We start from the raw sequence: 19,535 nt of genomic DNA on the forward strand, positions 1-19,535 counted from the left end.
TTGCAAAGCAACGCTTTCAAAAATTTCCCTGTGGTTCGTTTGATCGATAATTGCTGTAAATAGTGACAGCTATAAATAAATGTTAGCTCAAATGCCAGCTTAACCCGAACTGACGTTAGCTATTTGTTGTCGCTGTAAATGTATCGCAAATTAAGATGTTCAGCCATTCTTGCGAAGATTTTATCTTCCGTAAATGGTCTGGCTACAAATCCATCAAAACCATAAAGGTATAAATCTTCTTCTCTTAAGTCAACTAGACTGGCTGTCAAAGCGATAATTTTGACCTTCTGGGATTCTAAAGTATTACTTATGGACTCGATTTCCCTTATTTCTGAAGCCGCTTCACGTCCATTGAGGGACGGCATTCTCGTGTCCATCCAAATTAAATGGGGAGCCCAAGATTTCCAAACATCGATCGCTTCATGTCCCGTACTAACTTCGCGTACATCAAAGCCGAGTGGCGATAAAATTCGCGTTAGTAATTGACGATTAAGGCGAATATCTTCAGCAATTAAGATGCGGTAGATCTGATCTCCCTCAATACCAATAACTCGATGGGGCGTTTTTAGAGATGGTTCTTCAAAGAGGGCTAAAGACTTAATCGGAATGTGAAAGCTAAAGGTTGAGCCGACACCGACTTCACTCGCGACCGACATCTGCCCACCCATGAGATGCACATAGTTGTAACTAATCGATAAACCCAATCCACTGCCTTCTTGCGATCGCCTGCCTGAATCGGTCTGAACGAAGGGCTGAAATAGAATGGGTAATTCTGATTCGGAAATTCCTGCGCCCGTATCTTCTACTTCAAAACAAAGGATACGGGTTAGACCTTCATCATGACTAGCGGTGGTTGGCGATGGTAGATTTTCGAGCATAGATTTCACATATACCCGCAATGAGATATGTCCTGTTTCCGTAAATTTAATCGCATTGCCAATCAAATTGATTAAAACTTGGCGCAACTTACTTTCATCTGTATGAATATATGGAGGAACATCCATTTGAATATTCACATCAAAGGCTAATCCTTTTTCCTGCGCTTTCAGCGATAACATTTCTCTTGCGGTATCGATAATATGGTACAGATAACATTCTTTTTCTCGCAAGAGTACGCTGCCAGCTTCAAGCTTTGACATTTCCAAAATGTCATTAATCATCATTAATAGATGATTACCACTGTTACAGATGGTTTGTAGGTCAGTTTGGTGCTGCTCGTTTAACTCTTGGTCGTAGAGCATGAGCTGCGCAAAGCCCAGAATGGCATTGAGTGGCGTGCGGAGCTCGTGACTCATATTTGCTAAAAAAGCTGCCTTGGAAAGACTCGCCGCTTCTGCGGCTTCTTTTGCCTGTTTGAGGTCTAGTGTTCTTTCCTCCACGCGCTGTTCCAGTAGATTCGCCTGTTCTCTCAATTTTGCTTCTGACTCCCGTAAAGCAATTTCTGTCTGTTTGAGAAGCGTAATATCATAAAAAGTGCTGAGCAAGACCTGTTCGCCTTTTAGCCATAGTAAGTGGAGTGAAGCTAATACCCATAGAGGTTCCTGATTAGATCTGCACAGACGAATTTCATAATCGCGGACTCGCTGGCTTTGCAAAAATTGCTGTTGTAAATCTGCCCATTCGGCGGGTAGGTAGTAAAGATCCTTAATCGACTTCTTAAGTAGACTGGTTATTTCTCTTTGGAGCATTTCCCCTGCGCTAGTATTGGCATAGACGATCGCACCATCGCTGAGACGGCTGACTAACATGGCCATGCTGGTGGATTCAGCGATCGCTCGAAACTGCTCTTCGCTCTGGCGCATAGTCTCGACCGCACGATTATATTGCTCGTACTCGATCGCATCGCCATGCTCGGTAGCGGTCGCTAGCATGATTTCTAGATCGCTCTTGTCCCGATAGACAATTTCTAAAATTGATTGCAGCGTGGCTTGCGCCATTTTTCTTTCAATAATTTCACTTTTTAACCTTTTATTTACATCTAGAAGCTCTGATTCCACAAGATCGCCATGTTCAATGGCTGTTAATAGAGAATTCTCAAGATCGCTATTTTCTATCTGAAGTCGATTGACGGATTTGCGTAATTCTTTAACTTCTTGCTGGAGGCTTTGCCAGTCTTGCATGGGTATTTCTTCAGAAACTTCAGGGTTGTTCATGTCGGAAATGTTGTTAAAGCAACGCAAACTAATAAAGGCATCTAAATAAAGGCATCTAAATAAAGGGATCTAAAAGGGAGCTAATAAAGGCATCTAAGTAAAGGCATCTAAGTAAAGGCATCTAATAAAAGCATCTAATAAAAGTATCTAAGTAAAGGCATCTAAAATACGATCGCAAAAATTTTAGACTCGTTCGTTAGCGCGATCGTTAACTTATAGATCGTTAACCTAAATTTATGAACTAAATTTATTATGTGCTTTTAAAGCTTAATATAGGTCGTATTTTGCCAATTTTTTTTGAACCTTAGTGTAACTCGCCAAGACGGTATTTCGAGCCATAGATTTGTACTAAGTGTCTCCAAGTCTTGTTACTCCCTTCCCAGTGAATAATTAGAGTTGCGGCGCGAAGCACCGCAACTCTAATTATTGGGTAATTATTGGGTTTTGATGTCTATTTCTTTGGCGGGAAGGGAGTAAGTAGCTCAGTGAGCGTACCACCCGATGTGGGCAGTACGCTCTTCTAGGTTTTTAATATTACCGAGCTTGCAAAAATAACTTTGACGGACGTTGATAGATATGGTAATGTGCGCTACGCTATTAATCCAAATTGCCTAAGTAATTAGTTATTTGATTTCAATGAGTTATCACTCCCAGACATACGCGATCGCTAGTCGCCAAGAAGATTTAGAGAGGCACCTCCTTGAGTTGTCGGTCGTTGACCGCGAACAATTGGCTGTCGCCAAACGTTGGCAAGAACGCCAAGAAGGTCCTCTATTGATGATTTTGTTACAGCTTAGCTTTATTGATTTGCATCAATTTAGTGGCTTACTTGATTGGTCGGGACAGGGCAGCTAGGCAAAGCAGCCTATCCACCACTTACAGGAGGGATAAGTGCAACCTCATCCCCATGGTTGAGGATTGTATGAGGTTCAGCAAAATTTAGATTGATCGCATAACGAGTTAGCGATCGCCATTGCTCTAGATTTCCATGCTGACTAACTAAGCGATCGAATACTTCCGACACCGATGTACCAGACTTAAGATGCATTTGCATTTCATCAGTAGCGAATACTTCTTGAAAAATGGCAAAGAGCTTGACAGTAACCTGAATATCTTCAGAAATATCTTCAGAGTCTCGTTCGTAGATCATATTTTTACTTTTATTTCAGTCTTTTATTCCAGATCGTTAGCATTAAGGGGATTCCAGCACTTTGTGCTGCAATCAGCATGTTTTTAGTTAATACCAATTTACGAAAGTGGGACAACACTTTTGTGAATTACAGCGCTTTGCGCTCAAACCCAACCCAAGGAAATTTTTGAAAGCGTTGCAAAGCAACGCTTTCAAAAATTTCCTTGTGGTTCGTTTGATCGGTAATTGCTGTAAAACCTAGAAGAGCATACCACCCACTCAGTGGGCGGTATGCTCTCTGGTTTTGGTTTTTAATTATGCCGAACTACTTAAAGGGATGCAATCTTTTCAGGTAACAGTGATATAGATTTTTTTGTATTAATCCCACCAGAAATAGAGATTGTCACTATTTTTGAGGCTATCGGCTAAATTCTCAACTGAGCCACAGCCTTGACTGACGATATCAGGACAAAATTCGTACATTCTCTCCGCTAACTCTTCGGGGTCTTGAATCGGCGTGAGAAACCGACCAGACAAGAGATCACCCCGAATACTTGTGATGACAAAAGGTTGTTCTTCTTCAAGTTCGCGGAGCCATTCCAAAACATAGCCAGTGCCAATACCGCAATTACATCCATTTGTTCCCATGGCGGCGATCGCTTCGTATTTATCGGTAGTTGGTAAGATCCACAGCCTGTGGGGCAAATTATCAATACTACGATCGGATTGAAACACAAAACAATCTCTTTCTAAAAAGTCATTTTGCAATGCTTCCACATCAATTTCTTTGCGCTTATTGGTTCTGACATTGATATAAAATCCCCCTTCAAGCTCATTAATCGCGCTCGCTTTATCGCCACAAATTTCAGCTAGATCTCTAACTGCCTGCTGATATTCATCGGTTGCTGCACGTTCCGAAAAGTCTGGTGGCTCAATTTCTTCGCCCCAACGTTCATCATCATCCTCTTGTTCTACTTCAAGATCGACTTCGAGTTCAGCAGCGCGATCGCCTACAACTCCTCTCAAGAAAGCTAAAACATTCTGACGGTGATAAACTTTTGCTAGTCCTAAAGCCGATCTACCTTCACGATCGCGTTTCCCAACATCTACTCCAGCCTCAATCAATTTAGCGATCGCTTCTATACTCCCGCTGTAAATTGATGTTGTGAGTGCATTTCCTTTTTCATAATCCCCCAAATTAGGATCAGCTCCAGCTTCAAGCAATGCCTCAATAACTTTTAGATTCTCAGTAGAACCGTAATGATTGATTGCAGCGATAAGAGCTGTACCGTTTTCGCGATTGTGCAAGTTAACATCAACCTTTTTGGTTAAAAGCAGATTTACTAAACTAAGATTGCCTTGACCAGCAACTTCCATTAACAGGGTTTTACCTTCACGGTTTTGGGTATGAACATCAGAACCTGCTTCTATAAGATATTGTACAATTTCTACTTGATTATTAGAAACTGCAATCATTAAAGGAGTATTTCCAAAGGGATCACGTTGATGTAAGTCGGCTCCTGAACTAAGGAGTTCCTGAACTATGGACAATCGCTCTAATTCACAAGCAATTGTTAAAGCACTATAGCCTAGACCATCTTTAACATCAGGTGCTGCACCCCCTCTAATCAACTCTCGAACAAATTCTAGATTTCCTTGTTGGGTTGCAAACATCAAAGCCGTCCTCCCCAATTGGCATCCCATACTAGTAACACCATCTGCATCAGTATGTTCTAGTAACCATTTAGGAACAGGCTCTATTGCATCACCAAGATTAGGATCGGCTCCTGCCTGTAATAGTTGAAGCATAACTTCTAAATGCTCATGTTCTACAGCTAGCATTAGAGAAGTTTTGTTTTTTGTCTTTTGCCTTAAATCTCTAACGTCTATATTTGCCCCTTTTGCTAAAGCCTCAGCCACTTGGAGAGAGTTTCCTGCGATTGCAGCATTTAACAATTCTTCGTCAGGAGAAGTTTCTGTACCTTCGATACCAAACGTTTTGAGAGTTTTTAAAATTTCAACATGATTGTTTTTGATTGCCCAATCATAAGCTGAAAGTCCTTCACCATCTTTTTTTTGTGGATTTGCTCCAAACTCTAACAACAGAGATAAAACCTTGGCATGTCCAAAACGAGCAGCTAAAATAAGGGGCGAAGTGTCAGCTAATCTAATTGGTTCTAGCGTAGCGGATGAAGAGGGAGATTTTAGTTGCTCCAGAAACGATAATGTTTCATTAGCTGAGGACTCTGAACCATCGAACTTATCTAGCATCCCTCCTAAGGCTTCCATCGATTGAAAAAATTCTCCAAGTGCATTTGTAGTTTGCTTTTGTATCTGAGCTTGGTTTACAACAATTTGTGATACTGATGTATTAGCATCTGCACCTGCCTTTAGCAAAGCTTGTATAACTTGAGTAGCTCCTTGCGATGCGGCGATCGCGATCGCAGGCGTGCTGCGAAGCATAGAAGTACTATCAGGCATTGCACCTGCTTCTAGCAATTGAATTGCAATATCATAATGTCCATTTTCAAGCGCACAATTTAATGGTGTCTCAGCATCAAGATCGGCTCCAGCATCAATTAGAAGATTGACGATCTCTTTATCTCCTTTTCTTGCTGCAACAGAAAGCGGAGTTCCTGAGAATGTTTGCACATTTACATCTGCACCTTTCTCAATCAGGATTTTAACCACCTCAACCCCATAATCTAATGCCATCACCATTTCTGTGCGAAGAGCATTATCCCAAGCACCTGCTTCTACAAGGGCATACCTAATCTCGCGATCATATTCAGCAATTTCCAACAAGGTTTCGTCACCATCCTTGAGGTTTGGGTTTGCTCCTTCAGCTAAGAGTTCTCGGACAGTCGAGATATTCTTGGCTCTAACGGCTTCGATTAGTTGGCGATCCCGATTTTGTGGCATAGGATTTGAAATATTTAAATTTTTAGTTTTTCCCCTACACGGTAAATTTAACCTCTATTCCATCAGCATTGTCAATATCAAAAAATACATTTAACACCAAAAACAACCCCATAAAAATCAATTAAGTTAAAGTATTACGAAACATGTGCAATTTCCCTGCTCATAAGTAGCTTGACAAAAGTGCTGTAGTGAATATTTACTAAATCAAGATATTTGTATAGAGTCTATTTGAGGTGTTGGGTAAGCCCAAATAGCTAGTAGTGTAAATTTGTGTGAGGCTTTCCCATGTTAGAGGCATTCTTCCTTTTTCTGAGTTCATTTGGCTTGCTAGGGACAGCTTTTTGGATTTGGATGCTTTATGACTGTCTAAAGAATGGTTCGGGCGATCGCCATCTCTGGCTATGGGCATTAATTCTTCTTAACATAATTGGAGCTTTTCTCTACTTCTTTATTTGCTGGATGCCTCGCTATGGTAGTACTATACCAGTCCCCCGTTTCTTAAGCCGTCGTCGGTTACGTGATGCGCTGTGGCAGGCAGAAGCCGAAGCTAGGAATATTGGCAAAGCGCACCAGTACATCAAACTAGGAGACATCTTATTTGAGCTAGATCAACTTGATAAGTCTGCAAATGCCTATAACAAGGCATTAGAACTAGAGCCTGATAATCCTAAAGCTCTTTGGGGTGCAGCTTGGGCGGAAAGAAGTAACAAAAACTTAGAAGCAGCAAAGACTCATTTGCAAAGGCTATTGAAAGTAGAAGCAGGATTCTCCTATGGAAACGCTTCTCTCACCTATGGTGAACTTTTATTTGATCTTGATAATCTAGAAGCAGCAAAAACCCACTTGCAGTTGCACCTCAAAAGTTGGAGTCATCCAGATGCCTATATGACACTTGCAAGGATATATCAACAACAAGGAGATATTGCAACTGCTCGCGAGACTTTAGAGACGATGATTTATAAAATCAAAAGCTTTGTTCCATTTCAATATCGTAAGAATCAACACTTTATATTTCAAGCCGAAAAGATACTCAAAAAGTTGAAATAGCTCTGTCCCAATATCTCTTATACCAAAGCTGAAAATGGCTACGCCATTTTCAGCTTTGAAAGACCTTACTGGGTTTGGTTTTTAATTCACAAAAGTGTTGTCACACTTTCGTGAATTGGTATTACATTGCCATAGAGAACAAACTCAGTAAAAGACTTCAATTCTAAAAATAGCAACACTATTTTTAGAATTGAAATCAAGAAGGTGCGATCGCTTAGTTACTTTTTCGTCTTATACGCTTTACGCGTTTGGGTCTGTACTTAGCTTTAATGCGTTGGACTTGCTCCTTGAGTTTGCCACCTTTTTCTGGATTGACCATAGCCACAAAGTTCGCAAAGCCTTCAATGGATTGAATTAAATCAGGATAATTGCCCCAATGCTTTCCTGCTAATCCATCCTTCTCAATGTGAAACAAGGTAGCCCGAAAACGCTTGAGTGTCTCTCTATCCACATTTAGCTTCTCATTAACTACAATCCCTGTTACTTCTTGATGTTGAGACCTATGGAGAACTCTCGTCTTTTGGGGATGGATGGTGAATCCCTCATGAGTTGCGATCGCTTCCGTCCGTTTCAGCACATTACAGATCTGTCGCAAATTCTCACCAGAACCAGAGAAGGTCAAGTCATCAGCATAGCGCGTATACACAAAACCCAGACTTGCAGCCATCTTCGTGAGACGCAGATCGAGGCGACGACAGATTAAATTGGTAATAGCTGGGCTGCTGGGTGCGCCTTGGGGTAAATGGCGATCGCCTAGAGATACATAATAGGTTTTGCCATCGAGTTCTACTGCCTCTACAGCAGCATCAGTACAAATTAGTCCAAATATCGTGGCAGCAGCTTCAGAATAACCTAAAGATATAAACAATCCCTTGACCCGCTTGTAAGAGATAGAAGGAAAGAAATCTTGCAAGTCTAGATTGATGACGACATCGGCTCCCACATGCGGTGCGGCATTGGTGACAATCGATCGCCCACGACAAAATCCATGCGCCGCCTCATGCAAATTCACTTTCTCTAGAATGTGATAGAGAATCCATGTCTGTGCTTGTTTGAGACGTGGCATGGGCGCAGAAATCAAACGTTCGCCGCCTGTTTTCTTAGCGATTTTGAAACGGATGTAGTGAGAGACATTGCTAGCCCGTCTTGAAAAGGCTAAAAATCGTAGTTCACCGAGGCTGATTCCCATGGCAGCAGCAATCTCTCCTGATGTGCCATATTCTGGTAAGCCGTAACTTTGTAAGCGATCGCGATCGCATTCAGTTTTGTTGAGTCCTGCGGAAACTCCTTCACCTAGAAATACAATTTCTTGTTGTTTCTTGAGTTCCCAAATTTCTAGACGTTCTTGCCGCTCTCGTTCTCGGCGCTCTTTGGTTTCTTGCTGTTTGCGTTTGGACTCCGCTAATCTCTGGGCTAAAGCTTCTTTTTTTAGTGCTTCTTCGTTATGCAGTTGGCGATTTTGCGCTCGTAAATCCTCAAGCTCCCGCATGATCTCGCCCTTGCGCCGAATCTCATCGGCAGGATCCTTGGGCATTTCACCAGCGGCTGGCCAAAATCCTAAACGAATCATTTCCTCCAGAATTACTTCATCTCTGGAGCTACGCCTAATGCGATCGTAAAGTTCCTGACGGGTGCGGGGTTGGTTGGTCATAGTCACACCAAAAAATCAAATTTCTAGTTAACAGCTTTGCAACATTGTCAACTATAAATTTGGGTTCTCATTCAGCGCTTTGCGCTGTAATAAAGTCACATTCAGCAGTCAACAGGTTACTCCTTCGTAAACCTCTCAGGACTGGATTGCTCAACTCCAGCGGCTCCGCTACTAGTGTGTTCGTTAGCTTTTCGGAAGCCAAACCGTAATAACACACTAGTAGCGAGAGACGCACAGTTAAGAGCAAGCCAGTGATGCGCGCTTAGACTAAATGCAAGAATGGCGATCCACCATTCGGATTGCAAGGTTGTTTGCCCTTATGACTGCTGTTGCGACTATTTTGTACATGTTTGATATGCAAATATGTACTATTCAAAAGATAGCCTAAACAGGGTGTTTGGGTCAAATCTAACATTTTATAATTAAAAGTAGGAAAGCTTAATTAAATGTAGGATGCGTTAGTGCAATGTAACGCATCCATATAGTCAACAATGATGAATTAGGCGATCGCTAACTCATGCTACGTTTAAATACAGGATATTCATCATATTTATCTCATGAGACATGATTTTCTTGATTCAATTGCGAATAAACCTTTTTATAAGCTGATTCAGCAAAAATATAAAGGTAAGGTCGCACGGCGAAGTGGCGTTAGCTACATGAACCATATTCAAGAAGGTGCTTTTATTCTTCAGTTGATTTACGGCAACAACGAAACCCTGATGGAAGCATTTTGTCTCCATCCAATTTTCTAAAATGATAAATCACTATCTCAGTTACTTTCTGATGATTCAGATGAACTTTCCTTTATCTCTCCTCCTGCCATAGTTCTAGGAATGGAGTATCGGCGCGTTACTAGTAGTTATAAGATCAAAAACAAAATCAAAAGCTTCGACTCTATCGAAATTGGACCACTCGACAAAGTTCATAAGATGTTAGTGGCTGACAAAATTCAAAACAAAATTCAAAACAAAAAAGATTTTATGAAGTATATGTATTTGAAGCATGATCGACCTTCTTATCAAAAGGCTTCTGAGCATGGACTTCAATATTTTGACAGTTGGCTTAACCGATTGTCTGTTAGTCAAGAAATGTATACAGAAATAGTAGAGCAAGTGGAGCGAAATAATCAGTAGTTAATTAAATGTAGGATGCATTACATTCCACTAACGCATCTATGTATTCGACAATGATATTCGACAATGATGGGTTACGCGATCGCTAAACCATCATTGTTTTATAGCTATATTCAGTAATGTTAGGACAAGAATCAAACCCCATAGAGAGTGGCGGCGCGAAGCGCCGCCACTCTCTATGGGGTTTGATGTACTGACTTAAGTGAATATAGCTATAATTTCTAAAATACTTGTTAGACATGAATTTTAGGCTAAGGGATAGAGTAATGCACATACAATCAATACCACAGTGTATTTACAGGATTTATAACGTGATACACTTTCCCAAAACAACTGTAACGAAAAAATAGAGATTTTTACATGAATAAGCTTAAAGGCAACCTTTTTAAGTCGATATTCAAATCGATATATAATTGGTGTGATTTTTTAAGAACAAAATTTGTATTACTCAATATTACCAGTAATGGAATTCCATTTGACACTTTAATGTTCATAATAGGGTTTTCATTATTATTTGCTAATCTATTTCAACTCTCATCACTAAGCATAATGCGACCAAATCTCTGGCAAGCATTCGCTCTTCATGGATCTGGATTGTTATTTTTTCCATATACTTTTTACTATCTTATCAATAGGTTTTATAAGCCCATACCGTTTTTTTATGTAGAGAGATGGACACAGACACCTACTAAAATTGTCGAAAAAGCAATTGTATTTGGCAAATTTGATTATCTATATGAAAAGAGAGGTATCCAAAATTGGATTAACAATAAAACTACAACTGTATCTACGAAAGTTCTTTTCCATTGGAATCATGGGCAAATAGAGATTGATGAGGATAATGTCAAATTAGATGTTATTGCGGAGGGTGCGCTATTTATCGATGGTTACCAACAAGGAATTATGAAGAAGCCGCTCAAACTATCCATCGATAGAACTGAAGTAGATTTCGGAAGAGCATTTCTTTTAGTTAGAAATTTGCCAGCGATAAGATTTACTGCGGATGGTAACGTTCTTTATGCTGTATTTATCAGAGAGATGAATAACTAGGCATTCATTTCTAGTTAAGGAGTTTGCTTTAAGCTAATATGGCACTACAGCATATTTATCATATTTATTGATTTACTAGTTTGAGCTTGCCATGCAAATAATTAAACGAACGACGCTGCTTTATCAGGCTGGCAGCTCAGCTAAAGTCTACGAAATCGATCTTTGTCAGGTTGGGGATAATCGCTATGTGGTCAACTCGCGGTATGGGAAACAAGGGGCTGTCCTCAAAGAGAATTCCGAGACAGTGACAGCAGTATCCCTAGAGCAAGCGCAGAAATTGTGCGATCGCTTAGTCAATGCAAAAGTAAATAAAGGCTATCGTGATGCTACTGGGGAAACTGAGGCGACTTCTACACCGATCGCAATTCCGCCACCGATCGCAAGTCCGCTACCGATAGAAATTCCTGTTGATAGCGATGCCAGAAGTCAAGCGATTCTCAATCGATTGGTGGCAATCTTAAATGTGGGCGTTCCTTCTAGCGTTGCATCTCGTAGTGGGGTGAGGAATACAAGGCGTGGTCGTCAACCACATACAAACCTAGTAGATCGGATGGGCAATCCCTTGGTTGCTAGGCGCGATCGCCAGCATCCCTTAGATCGATTGACTTGGCGGGTGGGAGAACTAAAGATAGCAGCAGCAGCACCTCTTTTGTTGCGAATGCTCAACACTTCTCGCAATCCCATCAGGAACTATGCGATCGCTTGGTCATTAGGATGGTGTGGCGATCGCAGTGTCATTCCCCCATTAGAAGGGCTGTATCAAAATAGTGCTACGCCAGACTCAGTGAGGCGTATTGCCTTTGAAGCTGTTTTTAAACTGGCTGATAGCGCTAAACAAGCGGAAATGCGATCGCAATTAATCGCACAATTACCGATCGCACTGCAAGCTCCAGTTCGCCATGGTACTGCTGAGCAATTTGCGGAAGCTTTTCAGACTCTTCTCAATAGCGACGATCGCTACCGTTTTATGGCGATCGAATTGCTCTATCAAATCGATAGTGAGAAGATTCGCCCTGTGATTTTAGAGGTTTTAAGAACAGTTCCTCTAGAATATAACTACTTCCAAAGAGTGCGCCATATCTTCAAAATTGCCGAATATCGCCAAGATGGTGAAGCCTTTGCAATTCTTGCTAAACGCTTCGATCAGGATAAAAAAGCAGAATGTGAAGAGATGGAGAATAATCAGGTTTATTCTCAAAAAACGCGCAGTTATTTGCGGCGGAGAGTATGGCGATCGCTCCGCAAACTGGGCGAATTGAACGATCCAGCCTACATTAATTTAGCCGTAAGTATTCTCTTGCAGTATTCAGATATTGATGCCGAGGAAGTGCGGCAATCCGTTTACTATACATACGATCGCAATTGGAGACGATATGAATCCGCAAGAATCGAATGGGATATCTATGCCAAATATCTCACCTTCAATCATATTCTCTACGAGCATAGCCCCCGTTATGTGCTGAAGCCCAACGCCAGAGCATGGCGATGTGTTCCTCCCTATAAGCCTGAAAGTCCTGAGCCAAAAGTTAGAGAAGAAGCATTCCCTCAACTGTGGGAACAGCATCCCACTGCGTTATTACAACTTCTATTAGAAAGTAAAGCCCGTCCCGTACATCATTTTGCCGTTAAAGCGCTGCGGTCATGTCAAAGTTTTTGTGCAGAGCTAACCCTAGAGAATCTGATTAAAATTTTAGCCCGTCCCTACGAAGTCACCGCGCAATTGGGATTTGAGCTAGCAAGAGAACGCTATCAACCTGAGCAGCCCGATGGGAAGCTGATTTTAGCGGTGGCTAATTGTACTTTTGCACCTGCGCGAACCGAGGCTTATCGATGGATTAACGAACAACGCGATCGCTTTTTAAACGAAGATAGTCAATTAATTGCGGGGTTAGTATTGAGCAAACAGGCGGAGACTAGGAACTTTGCGCGGCAGTTACTCGGTGCGGCTATTTTGAGTGATGTCACAGTGCGATCGCTAATTGGACAGATTATTGCCCTGATGCTGACTCTGCAACCCGATCAAGCAGAACAAGCTAAACAAGGAGCAGAAACTCTATTACTTAGCTTCAGTTTGCAATTGCGATCGCTAGGCTTAGAAATCATCCTCGATCTCCTGCGTCATCCTCTGCCAGAGTTGCAAACCTTGGGAGCGCAGATTCTGGTGAACCATGAAATAAATGTCATGGACTTACCATCAGGCTTAATGGAAGCTCTATTAGAATCCCCCTATGATCATGTTAGGGTTTTGGGCGTGCGGCTGTTTGGGCAATTGCCCGATCGCGTTTTGTTAGAACGCACGACCCTAATCTTGGCGATCGCGACTCATGCGATCGCGGATATGCGTGAGGCGATTCGTCCGATCATTCGTCGATTGGCTAATGAAAATCATGACTTCAGCTTAACTCTTGCAGGACAACTGCTCCAAATCTTGCTTGCACCTGAAGCGAACGAAGGGGTACATAAATTCCTCAGTCAGTTGCTCCAAAACGATTTGCCTGAATGGATGTCTGCTGCTACCCAAGAGTTGACGCAACAACTTCTCCAAACCAAATCTACTGCCGCTCAAGAAGTAGCGGGATCTATCCTCTCCGTCAATGGATCGGTTTGGGCGAGTAGTTTTACGACAGCAGAAATCGCTCAATTTGGGAACCATGAAGTGTTAACAGTTCGCAGGGCTGCCTATGCCATGGGCGAACAGATACTCCCCCGTCTGCATCGTCAACCAGAGGAATTACTTGCAGCATTACCATTTCTTGAATCCCACTGGGATGATGCAAGGCTATTTGGATTTCGCCTCTTTGGAGAATTACTCCAACCTGAAGACTTCACGCCTGTGGTGATTATCAGCATCTGCGATAGTATTCGCGCTGATGTGCGCAAGTTTGGACGTGATTTAGTCAGTCGCTGTTTTCAAGAAACCGATGGACAGGAATATCTAGTTAAATTTAGCGAACATCCTTCTACGGATATGCAGCTATTTGCCACCAACTATCTAGAAAACTACGCGGCAAATAATCCCAGTCGTTTGCAGGAGCTAATTCCCTATTTCACAAGAGTCTTAGCCCAAGTAAATCGCGGTCGTGTCACGAAGCAACGGGTATTCGCGTTTCTCAATCAAGAAGCAATTAAAAGCGAAGCTGCTGCGCATATCGTCGCCCAAATTTTCACCAGACAATCTGCTGCGATCGCGATCGGGGATAAAGCCAAAGCCCTAGAATCTCTCTTAAAAATCCATCTCACCTATCCTCAAATCCCGCTTCCCATCAAGCTACTGGCTACCCCCACAAAATCATAAAGGAATGAAGACAGACACCTTATTTTATCAACTCTTTCAATCCTTCCACACCCTACTATTCGAGCTAATCGATCGCCCGATCGCAGAAGCAGAAGGTTCCAAATTTAGCTCAGCCGAGATCACAGAAAAAGTATTTCGGTCCCAAATCCATCTTCCTGATAATATCCCATTCTTCTTCCCTTTTTCATTTTCAGGCGAAGCTTATAATTAGGTAATAACATATGACATTAAGATCAGTAATATCAGTAGAAGAGTATTTGAAACATATTAAACCAGCATTAATGAAAGTATTCAAAGACTGCATTTTTCCTTGCTGTGGTGGTAGCGAATTCCCTTTTCAAGATACTATTGAGTCTCGTTTATTCATATTTGCTCATACTCAAAATTCTTACACTGATAATCCAATGTTTTGGGATACTCTTTTTCGTGCGATATTGGATCTTGGTGATACAGAAATCTTTGAGATCGATACCGTACAAGAATGGTGCTTCAAGTATACTCTTGGCTCAGACCAACCTCTCCCCGATTTCGACCATTCGTATCGAGCTATCTGTTCTCTTCAAGGAAATTGGGGAATACTATTTGATATCGATGGAATCGGTCTTATAGGTGGACCCACTAGCTTTATTGACAATATTCGTAAAGGTTATCCTGAAATAGATCAATGTGTCTATTACCTTTTTTACGATATGTGGTGTCCTCCTATATATCCTGTAGATAGTGGAGAGCCTGTGGGAAAAGGCATGGATTGGGTTCCAAAGACAATAATTCACATTTATGGAGAAAAGAGAGGGAAAGAAATTCTTGAAGACGCTAGAAAGATGAATATTAATCCATATTTATGGGGAAAAGAGAGAGAAAGAAATTCTTGAAAATGCTGGAAAGATAAATATTTATTGGGACTAAACAAATAGATATATGTGATTTGATCCATCACCAGCAATTACATTGTCCTAGCCCGATCTCACAATCTTGTAATCTATCAACGAAAGGCAACGCAACGGATCTTCAATATGGCTAACCACCATGCTAAACTAAACCGTTATGAAGACGGATACGTTATTCTATCAATTATTCCAATCCTTCCACACCCTACTATTCGAGCTAATCGATCGCCCGATCGCAGAAGCCGAAGGATACAAATTCAGCTCAGCCGAGATCAAAGAAAAAGCATTTCGGTTTGACGGTATCTTCATGCCCGAAACCAACGACAAACCAATATTTCTAGTAGAAGTTCAATTTCAAGCCAAAGAAGACTTCTACTCCGAATTCCTAGCCGAAATCTTCCTCTATCTCAACCAATATCGCCCCATCCAAGACTGGCAAGCCGTAGCCATCTTCGCCAAATACAATAGCGAACCAACACCCGACAAATTCTGCCAAGAACTAATTGTCTCAGGAAGGATCACCCGCATATATTTAGAAGCCCTGCGGGAAGAAACGAACTCCCTTGGTATAGCCATCATTCAGCTAATCTTAGCCACAGAAAAAAAGGCACCAACCATGGCAAGAAAACTAGCCCAAAAAGTTGAGCAAGAAACAAACACTGAACTGAGAGATAACGTAGTAGAATTCATAGAGGCAGTGTTGGTATACAAATTCCCAAAACTAAGTCGTCAAGAGGTTGAATCAATGTTTACACATAGCGATCTAAAGAAAACCCGCGTCTACCAAGAGGCTATGCAGGAAGGTAAACAAGAGGGCTTGCAAATTGGTAAACAAGAGGGCTTGCAAATTGGTAAACAAGAGGGTTTACAAAGACAGGCTGCGATGTTGGTACGAATGCTAACCCGCAAATTTGGTAAAATATCTCCAAGCATAAAATCTAAAATTTCTAAACTATCTGCCGCGCAACTAGAAAATTTAGCCGAAGTAATCTTTGACTTACAAACAACTGCTGATTTAAGCGCTTGGCTAAAAGAACATTTGGCGCGTTGAACAAGAGCAACGAAAGGGTATTACACAATTGCATTAGCAATGCGATCGCTATGCATTCGCAAAGCGAGAATATGTTCGCAGGGTCCCTTGAATAGTTTGTTTTGCTGATGCCAGTTACAAGTACATTCGGCGTGAACAATGCGTAGATCGCGATCGAGCGTGACCACAGGTAGGAAAGTTTGATTTTTGTGGCGCACTTCTCCTTGCAAGAATTGAGTTCCCGAAGTATCAATATTGTCACTGGTAATCCGCACGGCATTTTGTTCTAAAAATTGACTCGCTTGGGCTTCGCGATCGCTAGCAAAACGCAGCTTATCCATTGGCAAAGGTACATTGGACAGTTCGCGCACGCGATAGACCTGCTTATTTAAGTCATAAATCGCACTACCCGCCTGAGTATAGGCACTGAGCGCACCAAGAACCACCGAGCGATCCAGTCTGAGTCTTGCTGCCAGAGCGTCAGGGGATTCTACCCAATTCTGCTTGAGGGCTTCAAAAATCTGGTGTTTGGTGCGGTCATCAACATTTGCCCTAGGTGCAAGTAAATCAAAATTACTCGCCTTTGCCCAGTCATTAGCCGTCCAGCCCGATAACCCCAAGGTGAAGGACATATCTTCAAGATCGGCGACATAAAAAGAAGGCATTCCATTGCCAAGTAAATGCACGGTGAATTTACGCGCAACGGGAATCAGCCGCTCCAAAATCAAGAGACGACGACGACCCCAAACGCGGATCGTGCGATCGCTATTGCCTTCATAAATCGAACGGGAACAGACAATTTCCGTTCCCCAAGGCTCAAACACAATTCGGATAGGTTCGTTCGGCTTGAGAATATAGCGCATACTGCGTGGCCCCTGCTTTTCTTTGCGACGACGCAAAACAAAACAGATGTTGTAAATATCGGTGGGATGGAGGTCAAAGCGAATTGCGGGAAGTGACATAGCCGAGCTAACCTGCAAAAAGCCGCGCACCCAAGTATCTGGCAGATCGATTTTGACTTCTTTATAGTCAGCCTCTCCTGTGGTCTGCACTTCAAATCCTGAAGGATCGACTTCCAATAACGTCCGTTTATAGCTGCGAATCTTTTGGAACTCGTCGTAGAGTGCGGCGGAGTAATCGATGTTGGTAGTGCCGCAGGCAAATTCATCGATATTCTTAAATACCTCATAGCTAGCCCCCAGACGACCATAGCTAGACTCATCTTGGCTAAAGCATTCAAAGAAAACTTCGTCGGGATGAACGGTAATTACAGGGTCAAGCACAAACCAGTAATCTCGATCTTTTTGATAGAGATAATCAAAATATCTCGCAGTAGCTCGATAAAATCCAGACATCCGTTCCGAACTGCGCCGATTTAGATCCGTGAGATCGGCTTGGAGGGCTTTGATCCTATCTGTAACTTCTTGGCGTTGGGTGGCGACCAGTTGCCAGTCAATCTCATTGCGTTGGGCGGCCCAAGCTTTGTAAGCTTCTTTATCCTTTGGCTTAAAACGAAGGTCAGAAACTACAACGTCATGCAAGGCACTAATCGCTTCTCGAAAGGCAATATTCTGGTGCAGTTCACCTCTAAAGTAGGTGGGTTGCCTTGTCACGTCAGGTGAGAATGACATCGCTGTGCGATCGCCTTGTCCAGACACTGACGAACTGCCTTTGTAGTTGTAGTTAAATTCCATACAAATTCCGACTCTTCATCAAGAATATATCAATCGCTGTATTTTTGGGAACTGATCGCAAATACTGGGAGTAGAGATTTATTGTAAACGATCAGTCAGGCAAATCCAGAAAATTCCTAACTTACATACAATTTTGCAAGGCTGCGATATCAGCGCTCACAATCCAATCCAGATTTCTCGTAATCTTGTCCATGTCCCAATTCCACCATGCGATTTCGAGTAGCTTTGCGATCGCTTGATCATCAAATCTCTGACGGATAACTGTCGCAGGATTGCCACCAACGATCGCATAGGGTGGCACATCTTTAGTAACGACAGATTTGGAGGCAATAATCGCGCCATCACCAATCTTCACTCCCGCCATAATCACCGCTTCGTAGCCGATCCAGACATCATTCCCAATTACAGTATCGCCTTTGTAGGGAAATTCGAGATTTTGTGGTTTCCATTCGTTCCAAAAGATTTGAAATGGATAGGTGGAAATGCCTGACATACTATGGTTTGCGCCGTTCATGATGAATTTTACGCCCCTTGCGATCGCGCAAAATTTACCGATAATCAGTTTGTCCCCAATGAAGTCAAAGTGGTACAGGACGTTACGTTCAAAGTTTTCTGAGTCTTCAGGATCGTCGTAATAGGTGTAGTCACCGATGATGATATTCGGATTAGTAACTGTGTTTTGAATAAAGCAAACTTGAGGAAATCCTGCCATTGGATGAGGATTGGTGCGATCGGGATAGTTCATAGATGTCATATAGAAAGCTAATATTTACTTTTCCTTTTTACTTGTTGATAGGAGTACATATCGATAATTTCATCACGCATATAACGTCCCTTAGATTCACTAGCGATCAATTCATCGTAAACCTCTTGTGAAACCTTAAAATAGTCATAGGTTTTACCGCTATTAAAGACAGTACGAAGAGTCTGGGTAGCCGAGTCATAACCAACTGAACTCAGCATACTAGAATCTACATCAATCATCTGCATAGTTCTATCCTCTTTAATATTAAGAATCATTTTTCAACATCCTTATTTCTTTTAATAGTCTACATTAACAAAATTTATTGAGATAGATGTAGTGCCGCAACTTTTAGTGCTACAGAATCCAAAATAAGTAGCTAAGAGCATACCGCCCGCTACGCGGGCGGTACATTCGTCTAAGTTTTAAGTTTACTTATGTTTAGCTACTTATTTAAAAGTGCTAAAATCTCATTACAACTGTATTTTCAAACTAAGAGCATGAATACGGTAATTTTAAATCTTGCGCCAATCTCGAAATTAGCTGACGAGCAGTTTTACGATCTCTGTCTAGCTAATCCTGATGTCAAGTTTGAGCGTAATGCTAGAGGAGAGGTAATTATTTTGGCTCCGACGGGTGGAGAAACGGGAATTTATAATGCAGGATTGATTGCTCAGTTTTGGATTTGGGTAGTCCTAAAAAGGAAAGGATGACCGAGCAGGTAAAGAAGTGTTGTAATGATGAATAAAATTCCAAATGGCCCCAATGTGATTTTCCAACTTCTTAGAAAAGGATAAGG

Annotated in this window: 16 protein-coding genes and 1 pseudogene; 9 read left to right on the forward strand and 8 right to left on the reverse strand. The window is 41.9% G+C overall.

The genetic code is table 11. The features are described from left to right. Positions 1-119 precede the first annotated feature (119 nt). The gene (locus PSE7429_RS11885; RefSeq protein WP_009627440.1) at positions 120-2,153 is read right to left on the reverse strand and encodes a PAS domain-containing hybrid sensor histidine kinase/response regulator; all 2,034 of its coding nucleotides are present in this window, start codon (positions 2,151-2,153) and stop codon (positions 120-122) included. 636 nt (positions 2,154-2,789) lie between these two features. Here PSE7429_RS11885 and PSE7429_RS11890 point away from each other — a divergent pair. Further along, on the forward strand, positions 2,790-3,008 hold the full coding sequence (locus PSE7429_RS11890; RefSeq protein WP_009627441.1) for a DUF2949 domain-containing protein: 219 nt from the start codon (positions 2,790-2,792) through the stop codon (positions 3,006-3,008). A gap of 10 nt (positions 3,009-3,018) precedes the next feature. On the opposite strand, the gene PSE7429_RS11895 is transcribed toward PSE7429_RS11890, so the two are convergent. Beyond that, positions 3,019-3,303, reverse strand: a complete 285-nt coding sequence (locus PSE7429_RS11895) for a MoaD/ThiS family protein (protein ID WP_009627442.1) — start codon at positions 3,301-3,303, stop codon at positions 3,019-3,021. A 357-nt stretch (positions 3,304-3,660) separates the two neighbouring features. Further along, complete coding sequence (locus PSE7429_RS11900; protein WP_009627443.1) at positions 3,661-6,204, reverse strand: ankyrin repeat domain-containing protein; 2,544 nt, start codon at positions 6,202-6,204, stop codon at positions 3,661-3,663. Positions 6,205-6,489: 285 nt separating this feature from the next. On the opposite strand from PSE7429_RS11900, the gene PSE7429_RS11905 reads away from it, so the two are divergent. Next, the gene (locus PSE7429_RS11905; protein ID WP_009627444.1) at positions 6,490-7,251 is read left to right on the forward strand and encodes a tetratricopeptide repeat protein; all 762 of its coding nucleotides are present in this window, start codon (positions 6,490-6,492) and stop codon (positions 7,249-7,251) included. A gap of 214 nt (positions 7,252-7,465) precedes the next feature. Here PSE7429_RS11905 and PSE7429_RS11910 read toward each other — a convergent pair whose 3' ends face one another. Then, entirely contained in the window at positions 7,466-8,902 is a 1,437-nt protein-coding gene (locus PSE7429_RS11910; RefSeq protein ID WP_009627445.1) for a reverse transcriptase family protein, read from the reverse strand. A gap of 938 nt (positions 8,903-9,840) precedes the next feature. Here PSE7429_RS11910 and PSE7429_RS11920 point away from each other — a divergent pair. The 6 genes from PSE7429_RS11920 to PSE7429_RS11945 all read left to right on the forward strand — a co-directional run bounded on the left by PSE7429_RS11920 (position 9,841) and on the right by PSE7429_RS11945 (position 16,321). Beyond that, the gene (locus PSE7429_RS11920) at positions 9,841-10,038 is read left to right on the forward strand and encodes a hypothetical protein (protein WP_144052510.1); all 198 of its coding nucleotides are present in this window, start codon (positions 9,841-9,843) and stop codon (positions 10,036-10,038) included. 360 nt (positions 10,039-10,398) lie between these two features. Further along, positions 10,399-11,088 (forward strand): hypothetical protein, encoded by a 690-nt coding sequence (locus PSE7429_RS11925; protein ID WP_009627448.1) that lies wholly within the window; start codon positions 10,399-10,401, stop codon positions 11,086-11,088. Positions 11,089-11,179: 91 nt separating this feature from the next. Continuing rightward, positions 11,180-14,383: a WGR domain-containing protein gene (locus tag PSE7429_RS11930; RefSeq protein WP_009627449.1), complete on the forward strand. Its 3,204-nt coding sequence runs from the start codon at positions 11,180-11,182 to the stop codon at positions 14,381-14,383. A 4-nt stretch (positions 14,384-14,387) separates the two neighbouring features. Continuing rightward, positions 14,388-14,594 (forward strand): DUF2887 domain-containing protein, encoded by a 207-nt coding sequence (locus tag PSE7429_RS11935; RefSeq protein WP_040688413.1) that lies wholly within the window; start codon positions 14,388-14,390, stop codon positions 14,592-14,594. 10 nt (positions 14,595-14,604) lie between these two features. Further along, a complete protein-coding gene (locus tag PSE7429_RS11940) occupies positions 14,605-15,255 on the forward strand; it encodes a hypothetical protein (protein WP_009627450.1) in 651 nt (216 codons plus the stop codon). A gap of 172 nt (positions 15,256-15,427) precedes the next feature. After that, a complete protein-coding gene (locus PSE7429_RS11945) occupies positions 15,428-16,321 on the forward strand; it encodes an Rpn family recombination-promoting nuclease/putative transposase (RefSeq protein ID WP_009627451.1) in 894 nt (297 codons plus the stop codon). A gap of 20 nt (positions 16,322-16,341) precedes the next feature. Here the strand turns inward: PSE7429_RS11945 and PSE7429_RS11950 are convergent, their stop codons facing one another. From PSE7429_RS11950 to PSE7429_RS11960, 3 genes are all read right to left on the reverse strand, one after another. After that, positions 16,342-17,994, reverse strand: coding sequence for an SWIM zinc finger family protein (locus tag PSE7429_RS11950; protein ID WP_009627452.1), 1,653 nt, complete (start codon positions 17,992-17,994; stop codon positions 16,342-16,344). Between the two features lie 121 nt (positions 17,995-18,115). Next, a complete protein-coding gene (locus PSE7429_RS11955) occupies positions 18,116-18,739 on the reverse strand; it encodes a Vat family streptogramin A O-acetyltransferase (protein ID WP_009627453.1) in 624 nt (207 codons plus the stop codon). 17 nt (positions 18,740-18,756) lie between these two features. Continuing rightward, the gene (locus PSE7429_RS11960; RefSeq protein ID WP_202950434.1) at positions 18,757-18,957 is read right to left on the reverse strand and encodes a KTSC domain-containing protein; all 201 of its coding nucleotides are present in this window, start codon (positions 18,955-18,957) and stop codon (positions 18,757-18,759) included. Positions 18,958-19,236: 279 nt separating this feature from the next. On the opposite strand from PSE7429_RS11960, the gene PSE7429_RS11965 reads away from it, so the two are divergent. After that, positions 19,237-19,449 (forward strand): Uma2 family endonuclease, encoded by a 213-nt coding sequence (locus PSE7429_RS11965; RefSeq protein WP_052017703.1) that lies wholly within the window; start codon positions 19,237-19,239, stop codon positions 19,447-19,449. Here the strand turns inward: PSE7429_RS11965 and PSE7429_RS28175 are convergent. Then, positions 19,432-19,535, reverse strand: a pseudogene (locus PSE7429_RS28175) (IS1 family transposase); the annotation flags it as partial. The gene PSE7429_RS11965 and the pseudogene PSE7429_RS28175 sit on opposite strands and share 18 nt — an antisense overlap.

Source organism: Pseudanabaena biceps PCC 7429, assembly GCF_000332215.1.
In the GTDB taxonomy this organism is placed as follows: Bacteria; Cyanobacteriota; Cyanobacteriia; order Pseudanabaenales; family Pseudanabaenaceae; genus Pseudanabaena; species Pseudanabaena biceps.

Excerpts from the sequence above, each read along its gene's own strand:
- PSE7429_RS11885 (WP_009627440.1), bottom strand. The coding sequence starts at position 2,153 with ATGAACAACCCTGAAGTTTCTGAAGAAATACCCATGCAAGACTGGCAA.
- PSE7429_RS11890 (WP_009627441.1), top strand. The coding sequence starts at position 2,790 with ATGAGTTATCACTCCCAGACATACGCGATCGCTAGTCGCCAAGAAGAT.
- PSE7429_RS11895 (WP_009627442.1), bottom strand. The coding sequence starts at position 3,303 with ATGATCTACGAACGAGACTCTGAAGATATTTCTGAAGATATTCAGGTT.
- PSE7429_RS11900 (WP_009627443.1), bottom strand. The coding sequence starts at position 6,204 with ATGCCACAAAATCGGGATCGCCAACTAATCGAAGCCGTTAGAGCCAAG.
- PSE7429_RS11905 (WP_009627444.1), top strand. The coding sequence starts at position 6,490 with ATGTTAGAGGCATTCTTCCTTTTTCTGAGTTCATTTGGCTTGCTAGGG.
- PSE7429_RS11910 (WP_009627445.1), bottom strand. The coding sequence starts at position 8,902 with ATGACCAACCAACCCCGCACCCGTCAGGAACTTTACGATCGCATTAGG.
- PSE7429_RS11925 (WP_009627448.1), top strand. The coding sequence starts at position 10,399 with ATGAATAAGCTTAAAGGCAACCTTTTTAAGTCGATATTCAAATCGATA.
- PSE7429_RS11930 (WP_009627449.1), top strand. The coding sequence starts at position 11,180 with ATGCAAATAATTAAACGAACGACGCTGCTTTATCAGGCTGGCAGCTCA.
- PSE7429_RS11935 (WP_040688413.1), top strand. The coding sequence starts at position 14,388 with ATGAAGACAGACACCTTATTTTATCAACTCTTTCAATCCTTCCACACC.
- PSE7429_RS11940 (WP_009627450.1), top strand. The coding sequence starts at position 14,605 with ATGACATTAAGATCAGTAATATCAGTAGAAGAGTATTTGAAACATATT.
- PSE7429_RS11945 (WP_009627451.1), top strand. The coding sequence starts at position 15,428 with ATGAAGACGGATACGTTATTCTATCAATTATTCCAATCCTTCCACACC.
- PSE7429_RS11950 (WP_009627452.1), bottom strand. The coding sequence starts at position 17,994 with ATGGAATTTAACTACAACTACAAAGGCAGTTCGTCAGTGTCTGGACAA.
- PSE7429_RS11955 (WP_009627453.1), bottom strand. The coding sequence starts at position 18,739 with ATGAACTATCCCGATCGCACCAATCCTCATCCAATGGCAGGATTTCCT.
- PSE7429_RS11960 (WP_202950434.1), bottom strand. The coding sequence starts at position 18,957 with ATGCTGAGTTCAGTTGGTTATGACTCGGCTACCCAGACTCTTCGTACT.
- PSE7429_RS11965 (WP_052017703.1), top strand. The coding sequence starts at position 19,237 with ATGAATACGGTAATTTTAAATCTTGCGCCAATCTCGAAATTAGCTGAC.